Annotated in this window: 15 protein-coding genes and 1 pseudogene; 7 read left to right on the top strand and 9 right to left on the bottom strand. The window is 63.2% G+C overall.

Going from position 1 to position 16761, the window contains the following annotated elements:
- Positions 1-76: 76 nt before the first annotated feature.
- From HU764_RS28185 to ypfJ, 3 genes and pseudogenes are all read right to left on the bottom strand, one after another.
- Complete coding sequence (locus tag HU764_RS28185) at positions 77-1081, bottom strand: methyl-accepting chemotaxis protein (RefSeq protein ID WP_477749795.1); 1005 nt, start codon at positions 1079-1081, stop codon at positions 77-79.
- 117 nt (positions 1082-1198) lie between these two features.
- Positions 1199-1861: pseudogene (locus HU764_RS28180) on the bottom strand (methyl-accepting chemotaxis protein); the annotation flags it as partial.
- A gap of 317 nt (positions 1862-2178) precedes the next feature.
- Positions 2179-3069 (bottom strand): KPN_02809 family neutral zinc metallopeptidase, encoded by an 891-nt coding sequence (gene ypfJ / locus HU764_RS21900; protein ID WP_186677941.1) that lies wholly within the window; start codon positions 3067-3069, stop codon positions 2179-2181.
- Positions 3070-3268: 199 nt separating this feature from the next.
- Here ypfJ and pcaH point away from each other — a divergent pair, with 199 nt between their 5' ends.
- Both pcaH and pcaG read left to right on the top strand, forming a co-directional pair.
- A complete protein-coding gene (gene pcaH, locus HU764_RS21895; protein WP_027595440.1) occupies positions 3269-3988 on the top strand; it encodes a protocatechuate 3,4-dioxygenase subunit beta in 720 nt (239 codons plus the stop codon).
- A 10-nt stretch (positions 3989-3998) separates the two neighbouring features.
- Entirely contained in the window at positions 3999-4604 is a 606-nt protein-coding gene (gene pcaG / locus HU764_RS21890; RefSeq protein WP_186702471.1) for a protocatechuate 3,4-dioxygenase subunit alpha, read from the top strand.
- Between the two features lie 129 nt (positions 4605-4733).
- On the opposite strand, the gene trmA is transcribed toward pcaG, so the two are convergent.
- The 3 genes from trmA to HU764_RS21875 all read right to left on the bottom strand — a co-directional run bounded on the left by trmA (position 4734) and on the right by HU764_RS21875 (position 8654).
- The gene (gene trmA, locus HU764_RS21885; RefSeq protein WP_186677938.1) at positions 4734-5819 is read right to left on the bottom strand and encodes a tRNA (uridine(54)-C5)-methyltransferase TrmA; all 1086 of its coding nucleotides are present in this window, start codon (positions 5817-5819) and stop codon (positions 4734-4736) included.
- Positions 5816-7111, bottom strand: coding sequence for an NCS2 family permease (locus tag HU764_RS21880; protein ID WP_085273929.1), 1296 nt, complete (start codon positions 7109-7111; stop codon positions 5816-5818). Before HU764_RS21880 ends, trmA begins: the two co-directional genes overlap by 4 nt.
- Before the next feature lie 322 nt (positions 7112-7433).
- Positions 7434-8654: an MFS transporter gene (locus HU764_RS21875; protein ID WP_027595436.1), complete on the bottom strand. Its 1221-nt coding sequence runs from the start codon at positions 8652-8654 to the stop codon at positions 7434-7436.
- Between the two features lie 354 nt (positions 8655-9008).
- Here HU764_RS21875 and HU764_RS21870 point away from each other — a divergent pair, with 354 nt between their 5' ends.
- Genes HU764_RS21870 through HU764_RS21860 form a run of 3 tightly spaced genes read left to right on the top strand, consistent with a single transcriptional unit; the run spans position 9009 to position 11621 of the window.
- Entirely contained in the window at positions 9009-10445 is a 1437-nt protein-coding gene (locus HU764_RS21870; protein ID WP_027595435.1) for a cytochrome ubiquinol oxidase subunit I, read from the top strand.
- 3 nt (positions 10446-10448) lie between these two features.
- Positions 10449-11456 (top strand): cytochrome d ubiquinol oxidase subunit II, encoded by a 1008-nt coding sequence (gene cydB / locus HU764_RS21865; RefSeq protein WP_027595434.1) that lies wholly within the window; start codon positions 10449-10451, stop codon positions 11454-11456.
- 9 nt (positions 11457-11465) lie between these two features.
- Positions 11466-11621, top strand: coding sequence for a DUF2474 domain-containing protein (locus HU764_RS21860; RefSeq protein WP_081717522.1), 156 nt, complete (start codon positions 11466-11468; stop codon positions 11619-11621).
- A gap of 152 nt (positions 11622-11773) precedes the next feature.
- Here HU764_RS21860 and HU764_RS21855 read toward each other — a convergent pair whose 3' ends face one another.
- Together HU764_RS21855 and HU764_RS21850 are read right to left on the bottom strand one after the other, a co-directional pair.
- The gene (locus HU764_RS21855) at positions 11774-12898 is read right to left on the bottom strand and encodes a methyltransferase (RefSeq protein ID WP_186677935.1); all 1125 of its coding nucleotides are present in this window, start codon (positions 12896-12898) and stop codon (positions 11774-11776) included.
- Between the two features lie 96 nt (positions 12899-12994).
- Positions 12995-13702: an autoinducer binding domain-containing protein gene (locus HU764_RS21850; protein WP_027595432.1), complete on the bottom strand. Its 708-nt coding sequence runs from the start codon at positions 13700-13702 to the stop codon at positions 12995-12997.
- A gap of 213 nt (positions 13703-13915) precedes the next feature.
- Here HU764_RS21850 and HU764_RS21845 point away from each other — a divergent pair, with 213 nt between their 5' ends.
- Complete coding sequence (locus HU764_RS21845) at positions 13916-14692, top strand: ferredoxin--NADP reductase (RefSeq protein WP_027595229.1); 777 nt, start codon at positions 13916-13918, stop codon at positions 14690-14692.
- 32 nt (positions 14693-14724) lie between these two features.
- Here HU764_RS21845 and mscL read toward each other — a convergent pair whose 3' ends face one another.
- Positions 14725-15144 (bottom strand): large-conductance mechanosensitive channel protein MscL, encoded by a 420-nt coding sequence (mscL, locus tag HU764_RS21840; protein WP_027595230.1) that lies wholly within the window; start codon positions 15142-15144, stop codon positions 14725-14727.
- A 176-nt stretch (positions 15145-15320) separates the two neighbouring features.
- On the opposite strand from mscL, the gene radA reads away from it, so the two are divergent.
- Entirely contained in the window at positions 15321-16691 is a 1371-nt protein-coding gene (radA, locus tag HU764_RS21835) for a DNA repair protein RadA (RefSeq protein ID WP_027595231.1), read from the top strand.
- The last annotated feature ends 70 nt before the right edge of the window (positions 16692-16761 follow it).

Below are 16761 nucleotides of genomic sequence, written 5' to 3'. Positions count from 1 at the left end.
CCACAGGATTGTGCAACGTTCAGTATTTGCACTGTCCCTGTGGGAGCGGGCTTGCCCCGCGAATGCTATCTGAAGGTCAGACGCGGAACTGGCTAACCAGCATCTGCAACTGCCCGCCCAACCGTGCCAGCTCAACGCTGGACGCCGCCGTCTCGTTATTGGCCGCTGCCGTCTGCTCGGACACATCCCGCACATTCAGAATGCTCTGGCTGATTTCTTCGGCCACCGCGCTCTGCTGTTCCGCCGCCGCCGCAATCTGCTGGTTCATCGACTGAATGCTCGACACCGTGCCGGTGATGCTTTCCAGTGAGGCGCCGGCCTTGCGCGCCAGTTCGACACTGCTGTCGGTCAGGGTCCGGCTACCCTGCATGGCCGTCGCCACTTGCTGGGTGCCGTGCTGCAGGCTGGCAATCAGCTCTTCGATCTCTTCGGTGGACTTCTGCGTGCGCTGGGCCAACCCACGTACCTCGTCAGCGACCACGGCAAAGCCACGGCCCGCCTCGCCGGCACGGGCCGCTTCGATCGCGGCGTTGAGTGCCAGCAGGTTGGTCTGGTCGGCTACCGACTTGATCACGTCCATCACGCTGCCGATCTTCTGGCTTTCCTGTTGCAGCAGGTTCATGGCCTCGGTGGAGCGGTGCATTTCTTCGGCCAGGCGTTCGATTTGGCTGATCGCCTCACCGACCACCTGATCACCCGCGCGGGCTTCGTCGTCGGCACCGGTGGCGGCATGCGAGGCCTGCTCGGCGTTGCGCGCGACTTCCTGAACCGTGGCCGCCATTTCGTGCATTGCAGTGGCGACTTGGTCGGTTTCGACTTTCTGGCTGTTGGCCCCTGCGCTGGTTTGCTCGGTGACCGCCGACAGCTCTTCGGCAGCGCTGGCGATCTGGGTGACGCCGTCGCGGATGCCGCTGATCAGCTCGCGCAGGGTGGTGCCCATGCGGGCGATGCCCTGTTGCAATACGCCCAGTTCATCACGGCGGGTGACGCGCAGGTCGTGCGTCAGGTCGCCGCCAGCGATGCGCTCCACCGCTTGCAAGGTTTCTTGCAGCGGGCGGGTGATCTGCCGGGTGATGAGCACCGCGGCCAGTACGCCGACGAGCAACGCCAGCAAGGTCGCGATGGCCTGCAGGCTACGGGCCTGCGTACTCTCGATGTCGCGGCGCTCCAGCTGGATTTTGTACAGCGCGTCGCTGGTCTTGACGATGTCGGCACCCTGCACAGTCATTTCAGCGCGCGCGCTGGTAATGCTGGCCAGCGCATCACGGAACTGGCGCACGGCGTCACGGTAGGCCAGCACTGACTGTTCGAACTGCTGCAGACGCGCGTCGGCGGCCGGCAGCCGGCGCTTGAGGTTGTCGGCCTCGGCCAGCGCCGCTTCGAGCTGGCGCAGGGCGGCCTGTTCATTGGTCGCGCTGTTATCGGCCATGTAGCCGCGCACGTCGATGCGTACCTGCAGCAGTTGCTGGCGGGCCTTGCTGATCAGCTGGTACTGGGCCAGGCGCACGCTGTCGGTTTCGGGGCGTGCCATGACTTCCTGGCTAAGGGCGTCCATGGCCTGGTCGGCCTTGGCGCCCGACGCATTCATGGCATCACGCGCGGCCCGGGTGGCGTTGTAGCCCGTGCGCATGGTGGCCAGCGAGACCTTGTACTGGCTGATGGTCTGCCCCAGTTCGTGCAGCAGCTTGACGTTGTCCGGGCTCTTGAACGTGCTGACCAGGCGTTGTTGCTGGTTACTGAAGGCATCGAGCTTGTTCAGCGTGTTGGCCGCCGCCGCATCATCGCCGTTGGCAATCATGTACTGCAGGCGGGCGATGCGCAGGTCAGTCAGGTCCTTGTTGAGCTGGCTGATATCGCTCATCCAGTTGCTGCGGTCGATCAGGCTGCCCAGGCTGGTCCAGCCGGTCAGGGCCAGCAGGCCGGTGAGGATCAGCACCAGGCCGAAGCCCAGGCCGAGTTTGAGGTTGACGCTGATGTTGGCAAACCAGCTGTTCATGCACGCACTCCAGAAGTTGTTTTCGCTCTCTTGATCGTCGATCGCAAGGCGTTGTTGTTCTGGATGCCCGCTGATTCGTGCAGGGGTTATCGGCAATGATCAGGGAAGCTGAAACGCTTTTTCAGCAGATTTGTAACTTGTCGTTAGGGTGAGGCTGGGGCTGCCAGGCAGCCCCAAGCGTGTCAGAGGTTACGGGCACTGAAGGTATCGCAGCTGTTCACTTCGCCCTCGGCAAACCCCGCCTTGAACCAGCGCACACGCTGCGCCGAGGTGCCGTGGGTGAAGGAGTCGGGCACCACGCGGCCCTGGCCTTTTTGCTGCAGGCGGTCATCACCGATGGCATTGGCCGCGTTCAGCGCTTCCTCGACGTCACCCGGCTCCAGCCAGTTCAAGCGTTTTTGCGCTTGGTAGGCCCACACCCCTGCCAGGCAGTCGGCCTGCAGCTCCTGGCGCACCAGCAAGCCGTTGTCGCCTTCCATGCGCTGGCCATTGCGGCGAGCGGCATCGATCTTGGCCGACACGCCGAGCAGGGTCTGCACGTGGTGGCCGATCTCGTGGGCGATGACATAGGCCTGGGCAAAGTCACCCGCGGCCGCGAAACGGGTTTCCATCTCGCGGAAGAACGACATGTCCAGGTACACCCGCTGGTCGGCCGGGCAATAGAACGGGCCGACGGCCGCCGAAGCGAAGCCGCAGGCCGAGTTGACCTGGCCGCTGAACAGCACCAGTTTGGGGTCGCGGTACTGCTTGCCCGCCTGGGAGAACAGCGCTTTCCAGGTGTCTTCCGTGTCACCCAGCACCGAGGCGACGAAGTCGGCCTGCTGGTCATTGGCCGGCGGCGCCTTGCCGTCTGCGCCACTGGGCGCCTGTTGCTGCTGCTGGGTCATCTGCCCGGTGAGCTGGCCAAGTATCTGCAGCGGGTCTTGCCCGGTCAGCCAGCCAATGCCCACGATCAGCAGGATCGCCCCCAGCCCGAGGCCCTTGCCGCCGCCGAAGCGCATGCCGCCACCACCGCCACCTTCGCCTCGGGCATCGACCACGTTGTCGCTGCGTCGGCCTTTTCGCCATTCCATGAATGCTCTCCGGAGCGTGAAACAAGAAGACAAAGATTAGTTCACCAACGGGGAGGGTGTCAGACAAAGGTGTTAAACCATAACCATATGGTTATGTATGTGAGGGCTGATTTCAGTATTCATCCCGCGCGGCTTATCTGAAACTGTAAGTCCGCCTGCCCTGCAAGGCGTCCAGATAATTCCAAGAGAGGAAAACGGCATGCCCGCCCAGGACACCAGCCGCTTCGTGATCCGTGATCGCAACTGGCACCCCAAAGCCCTGACCCCCGACTACAAGACCTCCATTGCCCGCTCGCCGCGCCAGGCATTGGTCAGCATCCCGCAGTCGATCAGCGAAACCACCGGCCCGGACTTCACCCACTTGGGTTTCGGCGCCCACGACCATGACCTGCTGCTGAACTTCAACAACGGTGGCCTGCCGATTGGTGAGCGCATCATCGTTGCCGGTCGCGTGGTCGACCAGTACGGCAAGCCCGTGCCCAATACCCTGGTAGAAATGTGGCAGGCCAACGCTGGCGGCCGCTACCGCCACAAGAACGACCGCTACCTGGCACCGCTGGACCCTAACTTCGGTGGCGTCGGCCGTTGCCTGACCGACCGCGACGGCTACTACAGCTTCCGCACCATCAAGCCGGGCCCCTACCCATGGCGCAACGGCCCGAACGACTGGCGCCCGGCGCACATCCACTTCGGCATCAGCGGCCCATCGATTGCGACCAAGCTGATCACCCAGCTGTACTTCGAGGGTGACCCGCTGATCCCGATGTGCCCGATCGTCAAGTCGATCGCCAACCCAGAAGCCGTGCAGCAGTTGATCGCCAAGCTCGACATGAGCAACGCCAACCCGATGGACTGCCTGGCGTACCGCTTTGATATCGTGCTGCGCGGCCAGCGCAAGACCCACTTCGAAAACTGCTGAGGACCCCGCCATGCCAATCGAACTGCTGCCGGAAACCCCTTCGCAGACTGCCGGCCCTTACGTGCATATCGGCCTGGCCCTGGAAGCGGCCGGCAACCCGACCCGCGATCAGGAAATCTGGAACCGCCTGGCCAAGCCTGAGGCGCCGGGTGAACACATCCTGTTGATGGGCCAGGTCTATGACGGTAACGGGCACTTGGTGCGCGATTCGTTCCTGGAGCTGTGGCAGGCCGATGCCGCCGGCCAGTACCAGGATGCATACAACCTGGAAAACGCCTTCAACAGCTTCGGCCGCACCGCTACCACTTTCGATGCCGGTGAGTGGACCGTGCAAACGGTGAAGCCGGGTGTGGTGAAGAACGCGGCCGGCGTGCCGATGGCGCCGCACATCAACATCAGCCTGTTTGCCCGTGGCATCAACATCCACCTGCACACGCGCCTGTATTTTGATGATGAAGCCGAAGCCAACGCCAAGTGCCCGGTGCTCAACCTGATCGAGCAGCCGCAGCGCCGTGAGACGCTGATTGCCAAGCGTTGCGAAGTGGATGGGAAGACGGCGTATCGTTTCGATATCCGAATTCAGGGGGAAGGGGAGACGGTGTTCTTCGACTTCTGACTTCTGATAGAAACGGGGGCCGCTTTGCGGCCCTTCGCGGCACAAGGCCGCTCCTACAAGGACCGCGTGATCCCTGTAGGAGCGGCCTTGTGCCGCGAAGGGCTGCGAAGCAGCCCCAATTTCTACCAATCAACGCCGAACCAGCAAAACCCCACTTTCCATGTGATGGGTATACGGGAACTGGTCAAACAACGCACAACGCTCGATGCGGTGTGTGTCCTGCAACTGCTCGATGTTCGCCGCCAGCGTTTCCGGATTGCACGAGATGTACAAAATCCGCTCGAAGCGCCGGGTCAGCTCGCAGGTATCCGGGTCCATCCCCGCACGCGGCGGGTCGACGAACACGGTACCGAACGCGTAACTTTTCAGGTCGATCCCTTCCAGCCGCCGGAACGGGCGCACGTCATTCAGCGCCTGGGTCAGCTCTTCAGCCGACAGCCGCACCAAGCGCACGTTATCCACACCGTTCTCATCAAGGTTGCTCAGCGCAGCGTTGACCGAGGTCTTGCTGATCTCGGTGGCCAGCACTTGGCGCGCACGGGTGGCCAGTGGCAGGGTGAAGTTGCCGTTGCCGCAATACAGCTCCAGCAGGTCATCCTCGCGCTCGCCCATGGCGTCGAACGCCCAGCTCAGCATCTTCTGGTTCACCGCGCCGTTAGGCTGGGTGAACGCGCCTTCCGGCTGGCGATAGCTGAACACACGGCCCGCCACGTCCAGTTTCTCTACCGCGTAATCACGGCCAATCACCAGGCGCTTGCCCTTGGAGCGGCCGATCAGGCTTACCCCCAGTTCGTCGGCCAGCTGCCGCGCCGCCACTTCCCAGGCCTCGTCCAGCGGGCGGTGGTAGCACATCGTGACCATCGCATCGCCGGCCAGGGTGGTGAGGAACTCCACCTGGAACAGGCGATTGCTCAGTGCCTCGCTGGCCTGCCAGGCCGCCTTCAGGCGCGGCATCAAGTCATTGATGCGCTCGCTGGCGATGGGGAAGTCGTCGATCAGGATCGCCTTGTGCTTCTCGCCCGGGGCGAACATCGCGTAGTGGCGCTGGCCGTCCTCGCGCCACAGGCGGAACTCGGCGCGCAGGCGATAGTGCTCGCGCGGCGAATCGAAAACAGCCGGTTCCGGCGCGCCGAACGGCGCCAGCAGCGCGCGCAGCCGGGCAACCTTGGCGTCCAGCTGGGTGGCGTAGGAGGAGGGGTCGAAAGCAGCACTCATGCGTTGAACCAGCCCAGCTTGATGACGAACAGGATGGAAAGGATCACCAGGGCCGGGTTCAGGTCGCGGTGGCGACCCGAGATCAGCTTGACGGCGGTCCAGGAAATGAAGCCGAAGGCGATGCCGTTAGCGATCGAGTAGGTCAGCGGCATGGCCAGGGCGGTCACCACCACAGGTGCGGCTTCGGTGACGTCGTCCCAGTTTATTTCCGCCAGGCCCGAGGCCATCAGCACGGCGACGAACAGCAGCGCTGGCGCCGTGGCGAAGGCCGGTACGCTACCGGCCAGCGGTGCGAAGAACAGCGCCAGCAGGAACAGCACGGCCACCACGATGGCGGTCAGGCCGGTGCGCCCGCCCGCGCTCACGCCGGCAGCCGATTCGATGTAGCTGGTGGTGGTCGAGGTGCCCAGCAGCGAGCCGGCCATGGCGGCGGTGCTGTCGGCGATCAGGGCGCGGCCCATCTTCGGCATGTGGCCGTCCTTGCCCATCAGGCCGGCGCGTTTGGCCACGCCGATCAGGGTGCCGGAGTTGTCGAACAGGTCGACGAACAGGAAGGCGAAGATGACGCTGACCAGGCCCACATCCAAGGCACCGGCGATGTCCAGCTGGAGGAAGGTCGGTGCCAGCGATGGCGGCATGGACACGACGCCGGCGAACGGCGTCACGCCCATCGCGATCGCGGCGATGGTCACGGCCAGAATGCCGATCAGCACCGCGCCGCGAACCTTCAGTGATTCGAGGCCGACGATCAGGAAGAAGCCCAGGGTGGCGAGGATCGGCGCCGGCTGCTTGAGGTCGCCCAGGCCTACCAGGGTGGCCGGGTTATCGACGACGATGCCGGCGTTATGCAGGGCAATCAGCGCCAGGAACAGACCGATACCGGCGGCAATGGCCGAGCGCAGCGGCAGTGGGATGCTGTTCACGATCCATTCGCGGATGCGGAAGATCGACAGCAGGAAGAACATTACCGCCGACAGGAACACCGCGCCCAGCGCGACCTGCCAGGTGTGGCCCATGTGCAGGACCACGGTGTAGGTGAAGAAGGCGTTCAGGCCCATGCCCGGCGCCAGGGCGATCGGGTAGTTGGCGATCAGGCCCATGGTCGTCGAGCCGATGGCCGCGGCCAGGCAGGTGGCGACGAAGATCGCACCTTTGTCCATGCCGGTCTCGCCGAGGATGCTCGGGTTGACGAACAGGATGTAGGCCATGGCCAGGAAGGTGGTGACGCCCGCAAGAATCTCGGTGCGCACATTGGTGTTGTGTGCTTTTAGTTGAAACAGCCTTTCCAGCATGCCCGCTCCCCAAGGCGCCCCCGGCGCCGTGATTTGTATCGACCCCATCAGCAAAGCACAGACCGTACCGGTTGCCGTGGTTTTATCTGGGGCGGAAAAAAGCCGCGCATCATACCAGCATGCATGGCGGGGGCCTATGGCCATTGGGGAATGGGATTTTGCAAACCCACGCCACCCTCAAAGCCTGTGCTGAAAACCGTGTAGGAGCAGCCTTGTGCTGCGAAGAGGCCGGTCTGACAGAAGAATCTTTAATGACTGTAAGGGCCTCTTCGCAGCACAAGGCTGCTCCTACAAGGCTCCGCGCAGGGCCTGAGGCCGGTGATCAGCCGCTGTGCAACCGATCGCGTTTGGCCAACGTTGGGAACAGTTTTATCCACACCCCGGTCACCACCAGCGTGCCCACGCCACCGAGCACCACCGCCGGCACTGTGCCAAACCAGTGCGCCGTGACCCCCGATTCGAACTCGCCGAGCTGGTTCGAGGCACCGATGAACAAGCCGTTGACGGCGCTCACCCGCCCGCGCATTTCATCTGGCGTTTCCAGCTGCACGAACGAACTGCGTATGACCATGCTGATCATGTCCGCCGCCCCCAGCACCACCAGCACCGCCAGCGAGAACCAGAACGACGTCGACAGGCCAAACGCGATGGTCGCCACGCCAAATACGCCCACCGCTGTGAACATGGTACGCCCGACCTTGCGCTCGAACGGGAAGCGCGCCAGCCACAGCGACATCAGCAACGCGCCCACCGCGGGCGCAGAGCGCAGCAGGCCCAGGCCCCAGGGGCCGGTGAGCAGGATGTCCTTGGCGAACACCGGCAACAGCGCGGTGGCGCCGCCCAGCAGCACGGCGAACAGGTCGAGCGAAATGGCCCCGAGAATGTCTGGCCGGCTGCGGATAAAGCGGATGCCGGCCAACAGCGACTCCAGGCTGGCACGGCCGCGTTGGGCCACTTGCTGGCGCGCGTCCAGGCTCAAGGTCAGCACGCAGGCGATGGCGTACAGCCCTACGGTCGGCCCATACACCCAGATGCTGCCAAAGGCATACAGCAAGCCGCCCACTGCGGGGGCGACGATGGTGGCGGCCTGGGTCGCCGAGGCCGAGGCCGCCACCGCCCGAGGGAACAACCCCGGCGGCACGACGTTGGGCAGCAGGGCCTGGGTCGCCGGCATCTCGAATGAACGCGTCGCGCCCAGCAGGAAGGCCAGGGCGAAAATCAGCTCGCGGCTGACGTTGTCGGTGGCGCTGCCCACCGCCAGCGCCAGGGCAATCAACCCCTGCAGGCTTTGGCACAGGGCGGCGACCTTGCGCCGGTCATAGCGGTCGGCAACATGCCCGGTGTGCAGCATGAACAGCACGCGCGGGGCGAATTCGACCAGGCCGACCAGGCCCAGGTCGAGCACATTGCCGGTGAGCTGGTAGAGGTGCCAACCGATGGCCACGGTGAGCATCTGGAAGCCGCTGGCGGTAAACACACGGGCCAGCCAGAAGGCGATGAAGGGGCGATGATGACGCAACAACTGCGGTGCGGAATCGGACATCGGAAACCTGTGGCCTCGGCGCAGTAGAGGGGGCGGCAGATTATCATCTGTTTGTAACAAGCAGTTACTGTTTGCCGTAATCGGCACTTTTTCACGGTTTATGAAAGAGGGTGGGGCAACGGGTCACGCGGCAATCAACCACACGGCCCGCCTGGCCATTCAGGACTATGCTTCCAGTCAGTCGTTGACCTGGATCAATCGTTGTAAATGCAACGATCAGCCGACGATGTGGCCTTTGGGCCGGAATCCCTGCGATTGCACAGAACAATTCCAACTCGCCGCACTCGATACCGTGGGGGCAGTAGGCGCGAGGGCCACGAGCCCAAACGCCGGATTATCTGAAGAGGAAGCACTATGTTCGGTTTAGAGGCCCTAGATCTCGCCCGAATCCAGTTTGCATTTACCGTGTCCTTTCACATCCTGTTCCCGGCCATCACCATTGGCTTGGCGAGCTATCTGGCGGTCCTCGAAGGCCTTTGGCTGCGGACCCACAACCAGGTCTACCGTGACCTCTACCACTTCTGGTCGAAAATCTTCGCCGTCAACTTCGGCATGGGCGTGGTTTCTGGCCTGGTCATGGCCTATCAGTTCGGCACCAACTGGAGCCGCTTCTCCGATTTCGCCGGCGCCGTCACTGGCCCCTTGCTCACCTATGAGGTGCTGACGGCGTTCTTCCTCGAGGCAGGCTTCCTGGGCGTCATGCTGTTTGGCTGGAACCGTGTCGGCCGCGGCCTGCACTTCTTCGCCACAGTCATGGTGGCGCTCGGCACGCTGGTCTCGACCTTCTGGATCCTGGCCTCCAACAGCTGGATGCAGACCCCGCAAGGCCACGAGATCATCGATGGCCGCGTGGTACCGGTGGACTGGCTGGCGGTGATCTTCAACCCCTCGTTCCCCTACCGGTTGATGCACATGGCCACGGCCGCGTTCGTCGCCACTGCCTTCTTCGTCGGCGCCTCGGCGGCCTGGCACCTGCTGCGCGGGCGTGACAACCCGGCCGTGCGCAAGATGCTGTCGATGGCCATGTGGATGGCGCTGATCGTTGCGCCGATCCAAGCGGTGATCGGTGACTTCCACGGGCTCAACACGCTCAAGCACCAGCCGGTCAAAATTGCCGCCATCGAGGGCCATTGGGAGAACGTGCCGGGCGAACCGACCCCGTTGATCCTGTTCGGCATCCCCGACATGAAAGCCGAGACCACGCGCTTCAAGGTCGAGATCCCCGCCCTCGGCAGCCTGATCCTGACCCACAGCCTGGACAAGCAAGTGCCCGCGATGAAGGAATTCCCGGCAGCGGACCGGCCCAACTCGACCATCGTGTTCTGGTCGTTCCGGGTCATGGTCGGGCTTGGCTTCCTGATGATCTTCGTGGGCCTGTGGAGCCTGTGGCTGCGCAAGCGCGGCACGCTGTACAGCTCCAGGCCGTTCCTGTACCTGACCCTGTGGATGGGGCCTTCCGGCCTGATCGCCATCCTTGCCGGCTGGTTCACCACCGAAATCGGCCGCCAGCCGTGGGTGGTGTATGGCCTGATGCGCACCTCTGAAGGGGTCTCCAACCACAGCTACGTTCAGCTCGGCTTTACCTTGGTGGCGTTCGTGGTGGTGTACTTCGCCCTGTTCGGCACCGGCCTCGGCTACATGATGCGCCTGGTGCGCAAAGGGCCGAAGACGGGCGAGGGTGATGAACCCAACCCAGGTGGCCCAGGCCAGAAACGCACGCCGGCGCGGCCGCTGTCCGCCGCCGATGATGGCCATGAGGCCAACACCGTCAGCCTGAGCAAGGGGAACTGAGCCATGGGTATCGACCTTCCGCTGATCTGGGCCGTGATCATCATCTTCGGCGTCATGATGTACGTGGTGATGGATGGTTTCGACCTGGGCATCGGCATGCTCTTCCCCTTCGTCAAGGGCGAGCGTGACCGTGATGTGATGATGAACACCGTCGCCCCCGTGTGGGACGGCAACGAGACCTGGCTTGTGCTGGGCGGCGCCGGGCTGTTCGGGGCCTTCCCGATGGCCTATTCGGTGGTACTCGAAGCCTTGTACCTGCCGCTGATTCTCATGCTGATTGGCTTGATCTTCCGCGGCGTGGCCTTCGAGTTCCGTTTCAAGGCCAAGGATGACAAGCGGCACATCTGGGACAAGGCGTTCATTTGGGGTTCGTTGATCGCGACCTTCTTCCAGGGCGTTGCGCTGGGTGCGTTCATCGAGGGCTTCAAGGTGGTTGACCGCCACTATGCCGGTGGCACCCTCGACTGGCTGACCCCGTTCAGTGTGTTCAGCGGGTTGGGCCTGATCGTCGCCTACACCCTGCTGGGCTGCACCTGGCTGATCATGAAGACCGAAGGGCCGCTGCAATTGCAGATGCATGACCTGGCCAAGCCGCTGGCGCTGGTGCTGCTGGTGGTGATCGGTATCGTCAGCCTGTGGACGCCGATCGCCTACCCGCAAATCGCCGACCGCTGGTTCAGCATGCCTAACCTGATCTGGTTCATGCCGGTGCCGATCCTGGTGCTGGTGACCTTCTACGGGTTGCTCAAGGCGGTCGCGCGCAATGCCAACTACACGCCGTTCCTGCTGACTTTGGTGCTGATCTTCCTTGGCTACAGCGGCCTGGGCATCAGTGTGTGGCCAAACATCATCCCGCCGTCGATCTCGATCTGGGATGCCGCAGCGCCGCCGCAGAGCCAAGGGTTCATGCTGGTGGGTACGTTGTTCATCCTGCCGTTCATCCTGGGGTACACCTTCTGGAGCTACTACGTGTTCCGCGGCAAGGTGACCCATGAAGACGGCTATCACTAGGAGGCGCGCATGATGACCGGCAAGCATGGCTTGGAAGAGAAGAAGCCACTGTGGCAGCGCCTGGGTTGGCTGGTGCTGATCTGGGCAATGAGTGTGGCGGCCCTGGGTGTGGCGGCCTATGTGATGCGCCTGTTCATGGGGGCAGCAGGCCTCACCACCCATTGATCAAAAGGGTTTAGCCCTTCCTTGGAGCAGCCTTGTGCTGCGAAGAGGCCAGTGGCAGCACGTAGATATTCGCTGCTGTCACCGGCCTCTTCGCAGCACAAGGCTGCTCCTACCTGGGTTGCGCAGGCCTGGATTTAAGCAGCCGCAGCGTGTTACTTGCGGGCTTTGAGAATCACGAACTTCGGCGTCGCTGCCACTTGTTCAACCCCGCGGAACAGCCGCGCCAGCTTGCTGTGGTAACCCAGGTGGCGGTTACCGACGATGTACAGCGCACCCCCCACCACCAATGCCTCGCGGGCCTGCTGGAACATGCGCCAGGCCAGGAAGTCGCCGACCACTTGCTGCTGGTGGAACGGCGGGTTGCACAGCACCACGTCCAGCGATTGTTTTTCCACCCCCGCCAAGCCATCGGCCGCCAGCATCACTGCTGGGCGCTCGCCCAGCGCTGCCTGCCAGTTTTCGCGTGCCGATTGCACCGCCATGTACGATTCGTCGACCAGCGTGTAATGGGCCTCAGGGTTGTCCAGGGCGCTGGCAATCGCCAACACGCCGTTGCCGCAGCCTAGGTCTGCGACACGGGCAGCGCCCAGGTTGCGCGGCAGGTGCGGGAGAAACGCACGGGTGCCGATATCCAGGCCATCGCGGCAGAACACATTGGCGTGGTTGACCAGTTCCAGCGCCGGCGATTCGAGCTGATAGCAGCTAGGGTAGGGCGAGCGCGCAGTCGGGCGCTCGGCAACGGTGGCCGTCAGCAGGCGGGCCTTTTTTTGCGCCAGCGAGGCCTGTACCGGGCCGATGTACTTTTCCATCAGGTCACCCGCCGCGCGTGGCAAGTGCTTGATCATCGCCCCGGCGATCACCTGCGCGCCGGGCACCAGGTGGCCCTGCAGGCGGATGAGTTGTTCTTCGAGCAAGGCCAGGGTCTTGGGCACGCGCACCAGTACCCGGTCGAACGGGCCCTGCCACGGCTCACTGGCCGGCACGAACGGCACGCTGTCGAACGGCTTGCCGTTGCGGGCGAGGTTTTTTTCCAGGGCCAGGTGCGCCAGGTGCGAGTCACCGCTGCTGACCACCGCAAGCTGTCCGGCGAGGCTGGCTGCCAGGGCGCCGAAGCTGTCATTGAGCACCAGTACCCGGCAGTTCGCGTCAGGCGCCTGCTCATGCAGTTGCGCGAGCAGGTACTCGTCGGCGGCATCGAAGGCCTGCAGCGGGTCGTTGGCCTGGTCCGGCTGGCGGATCAGGTCGAGTTCGGCGTAGGGGGTGGTCAACAAAGGCATGGCGTCTGGCTCGGGTACGAATCTGCCCGTTGCGGATCGCCACGGGCTTTGCCGCGCAATTCTACAGGGCTTTGCCGATGGTCGCAGAAATGGCTGTCAGATCCACCCACGCAGGGCGGCAATAGCGATGGCGCCGGCCTTGTTGGCGGCGTTGGTCTTGGTGATCACGCTGCGGATGTGGAAGTTCACCGTGCTTTGCGACAGTGACAGGATGCAGGCGACGTCAGCGGCGGTCTTGCCGGCGGCCGACCATTTCAGCACTTCCAGTTCCCGTTCGCTCATTTTTGGCTGGGGTGGGCAGAGGGCGTTCAGGTGGTGCTCGCACAGTACGGCGTGCAGGGTGTGGCACAGCCACTGCACGCTGCCGCCTTTTTCATAGAGTTCGTCGATCGCTATCCTGCCCGCCGGCCTGGCGACGCTCACCTGGCTCTCGTTGTGTTGCAGGTCGTGCAGCGACTGCGTCCAGCCATGACGCAGGCCATGTTCGCAGGCTACTTCGCGAAAGTGCGGGGCTTCACGGTACAGCTCGTCAGTCCAGAGCACGGGCGTGGTCTGGCAATGGCTTACGCGTGCGGCAGGGTCTTGCTTGTAGAACTCATCGCGCTGATAGCACTCGATCCACTCGGCGGGGTAGTTGCTGTAGAGGTACACCCGGGGCGACTGGGTGGCGATTTGGATGCGGATGTTCAGCCCGAGGTGTTGCATGCCCAGGTCCTGCACCAGGTGCACAGCGATGTCGAACAGCTTCCGTGGGGATCGCTCGCTGACAAAATGATGAAGATGCTCAGGCTTCCAGTGATGCATCCGTAACACTCCGAAGGGGCAACAGGATCCAATCCGATTGCATACCCGAAATATTGTAGGAAAAGACCTAGTGTAGCGTTGGGATTTTTTGTTATAGCGATCAGGATTATCTGCGTCATCGGCGGCATCGGCGTGGTGAGGCCTTACAAACCGGTGGTTTTTATCCAGGCCGCTTTGCGCGACACTGTGCGCACGTCAACCTTGGAGCCCGATATGACCGCCAGCGCCGAAAAGTTCACCCGCCAGACACTGCTCGATGTTCAGCCATTGACGCCGAACCTCTTCAGCCTGCGGGTCACGCGCGATTCGGGTTTTCGCTTCCGTGCGGGCCAGTTCGCTCGCCTTGGCGTGACCAAGGCCGATGGCAGTGTAGTCTGGCGCGCCTATTCCATGGTCAGCGCACCCCATGACGAGTACCTCGACTTCTTCTCGATCGTGGTGCCCGGCGGGGAGTTCACCAGCGAACTGAGCCGGCTGGGCGAAGGTGACAGCTTACTGATCGACCGGCAGGCCTTTGGTTTTCTGACCCTCGATCGCTTCATCGGCGGCCGCGACCTGTGGCTGCTGGCCACCGGCACCGGCATCGCACCGTTCATGTCCATCCTGCAGGACTTCGAGGCCTGGGAGCGGTTTGACAGCATCAAGCTGGTGTATTCGGTACGCGAGGCGAAGGAGCTGGCCTACGTGGACGACATCGCCGGGTTGGAGCAACGGGATTACCTGGCCGAGTTTGCCGGCAAGTTGCAGTTCATTCCGGTGGTCACGCGCGAGCAGCACCCCGGTGCGTTGAATGCGCGTATTACCACGTTGATCGAGAATGGCGAGCTGGAGAAGGCGGCGGGGCTGGAACTGTCGCCCGAGCATTCGCGCATCATGCTCTGCGGTAACCCGGAGATGATCGATGAAACCCGAAAGGTGCTCAAAGCGCGTGACCTGCAGTTGAGCCTGAGCAAGCGGCCGGGGCAGGTGGCGGTGGAAAACTACTGGTAACGTACGGGGCCGCAATGCGGCCCCAGTACGTTTCAGGGCAAGCGATTCTGGTTCTGCGTCTTGAGCAGGTCACGAATCTCGGTCAGCAGCGTTTCTTCAGCGCTTGGCACGGGCGGTGCGCTCGGTGCCACGGCTTCTTCGCGCTTCAGGCGGTTGATCGCCTTCACACCCATGAAGATGGCAAACGCAACGATCACGAAGTCGATCACGGTCTGGATGAACTTGCCGTAGGCCAGCACCACCGCCGGAATGTCACCTTCTGCAGCTTTCAAGGTAATCGCCAGGTCACTGAAGTCCACGCCACCGATCAACAGCCCCAGTGGCGGCATGACCACGTCACCCACGAAGGACGAGACGATCTTGCCGAAGGCCGCGCCGATGATGATACCGACCGCCATGTCGACGACATTGCCTTTGACCGCGAAGGCCTTGAACTCACTGATCATACCCATGTTCGATTCCTTTGTAACAAATGGTGAGGTAAACGCAGTGTAAGCCACTTAAACGCTTCATGCGTTATGTACAGCCCTAATGACTGTGGTTAGAACGAATAGTTTTGTCGCATCTCGAAGCGTTCGAGACACGTCTCGCTCGGCTATCATGGCGGTTTTTCCAGGAGATTCCGCCCATGGCCAAGGCCAAGCGCTTGTATGGCTGCACCGAGTGCGGCGCGACCTTTCCCAAATGGGCCGGCCAGTGCGGTGAATGCGGGGCCTGGAACACCCTGGTCGAAACCATGATCGAAAGCGGCGGCGCGGCCGCGCCCAGCAGCGGCCGTGCTGGCTGGACCGGGCAGCAGGCGCAGATCAAGACACTGGCCGAAGTCAGTGTGGAAGAAATCCCGCGTTTTACCACCAGCAGCACCGAACTGGACCGCGTACTGGGCGGCGGCTTGGTCGACGGCTCGGTGGTGCTGATCGGGGGTGACCCAGGCATCGGCAAGTCGACCATCCTGCTGCAGACGTTGTGCAACATCGCGGTGCAGATGCCCGCGCTGTACGTCACCGGCGAAGAGTCGCAACAGCAGGTGGCCATGCGCTCGCGCCGCCTGGGCCTGCCCCAGGACCAGCTCAAGGTGATGACCGAAACCTGCATCGAGACCATCATCGCCACGGCCCGGGTGGAAAAACCCCGGGTCATGGTCATCGACTCGATCCAGACCATTTTCACCGAACAACTGCAATCGGCGCCCGGCGGCGTGGCCCAGGTGCGCGAGAGCACGGCATTGCTGGTGCGCTACGCCAAGCAGAGCGGCACGGCGATTTTCCTGGTTGGCCACGTCACCAAGGAAGGCTCGCTGGCCGGGCCTCGCGTGCTCGAGCACATGGTCGATACGGTGCTGTATTTCGAAGGTGAGTCCGATGGCCGCCTGCGGCTTCTGCGGGCGGTGAAGAACCGTTTTGGCGCGGTCAACGAACTGGGCGTGTTCGGCATGACCGACCGCGGCCTCAAGGAGGTCTCGAACCCGTCGGCGATCTTCCTCAACCGCACCCAGGAAGAAGTGCCGGGCAGTGTGGTGATGGCTACCTGGGAGGGCACGCGGCCGATGTTGGTCGAGGTGCAGGCGCTGGTCGATGACAGCCACCTGGCCAACCCGCGCCGGGTGACCCTGGGCCTGGATCAGAACCGGTTGGCCATGTTGCTGGCGGTGCTGCACCGCCATGGCGGCATTCCCACCCACGACCAGGACGTGTTCCTTAACGTGGTGGGTGGGGTGAAGGTGCTCGAAACCGCGTCTGACCTGGCGTTGCTGGCTGCGGTGATGTCCAGCTTGCGCAACCGGCCGTTGGCCCATGGGCTGCTGGTGTTTGGCGAAATTGGCCTGTCGGGTGAGGTGCGGCCGGTGCCCAGCGGCCAGGAGCGGTTGAAAGAGGCGGCCAAGCACGGCTTCAAGCGGGCCATCGTGCCCAAGGGCAATGCGCCGAAGGAGCCGCCTGCGGGTTTGCAGGTGATTGCCGTGACCCGGCTGGAGCAGGCCTTGGACGCCCTGTTCGAGTAATCCTGTGCCGGCCTCTTCGCGGGGCAAGCCCGCTCCCACAAGGTGGACTGCAAACCTGTAATTCCCTGGA

The sequence above is a fragment of the Pseudomonas kermanshahensis genome (assembly GCF_014269205.2).
GTDB classification, from domain to species: domain Bacteria; phylum Pseudomonadota; class Gammaproteobacteria; order Pseudomonadales; family Pseudomonadaceae; genus Aquipseudomonas; species Aquipseudomonas kermanshahensis.
The sequence above is the reverse complement of the archived record's forward strand: the minus strand, read 5'-3'. Positions and strand labels throughout refer to the sequence as shown.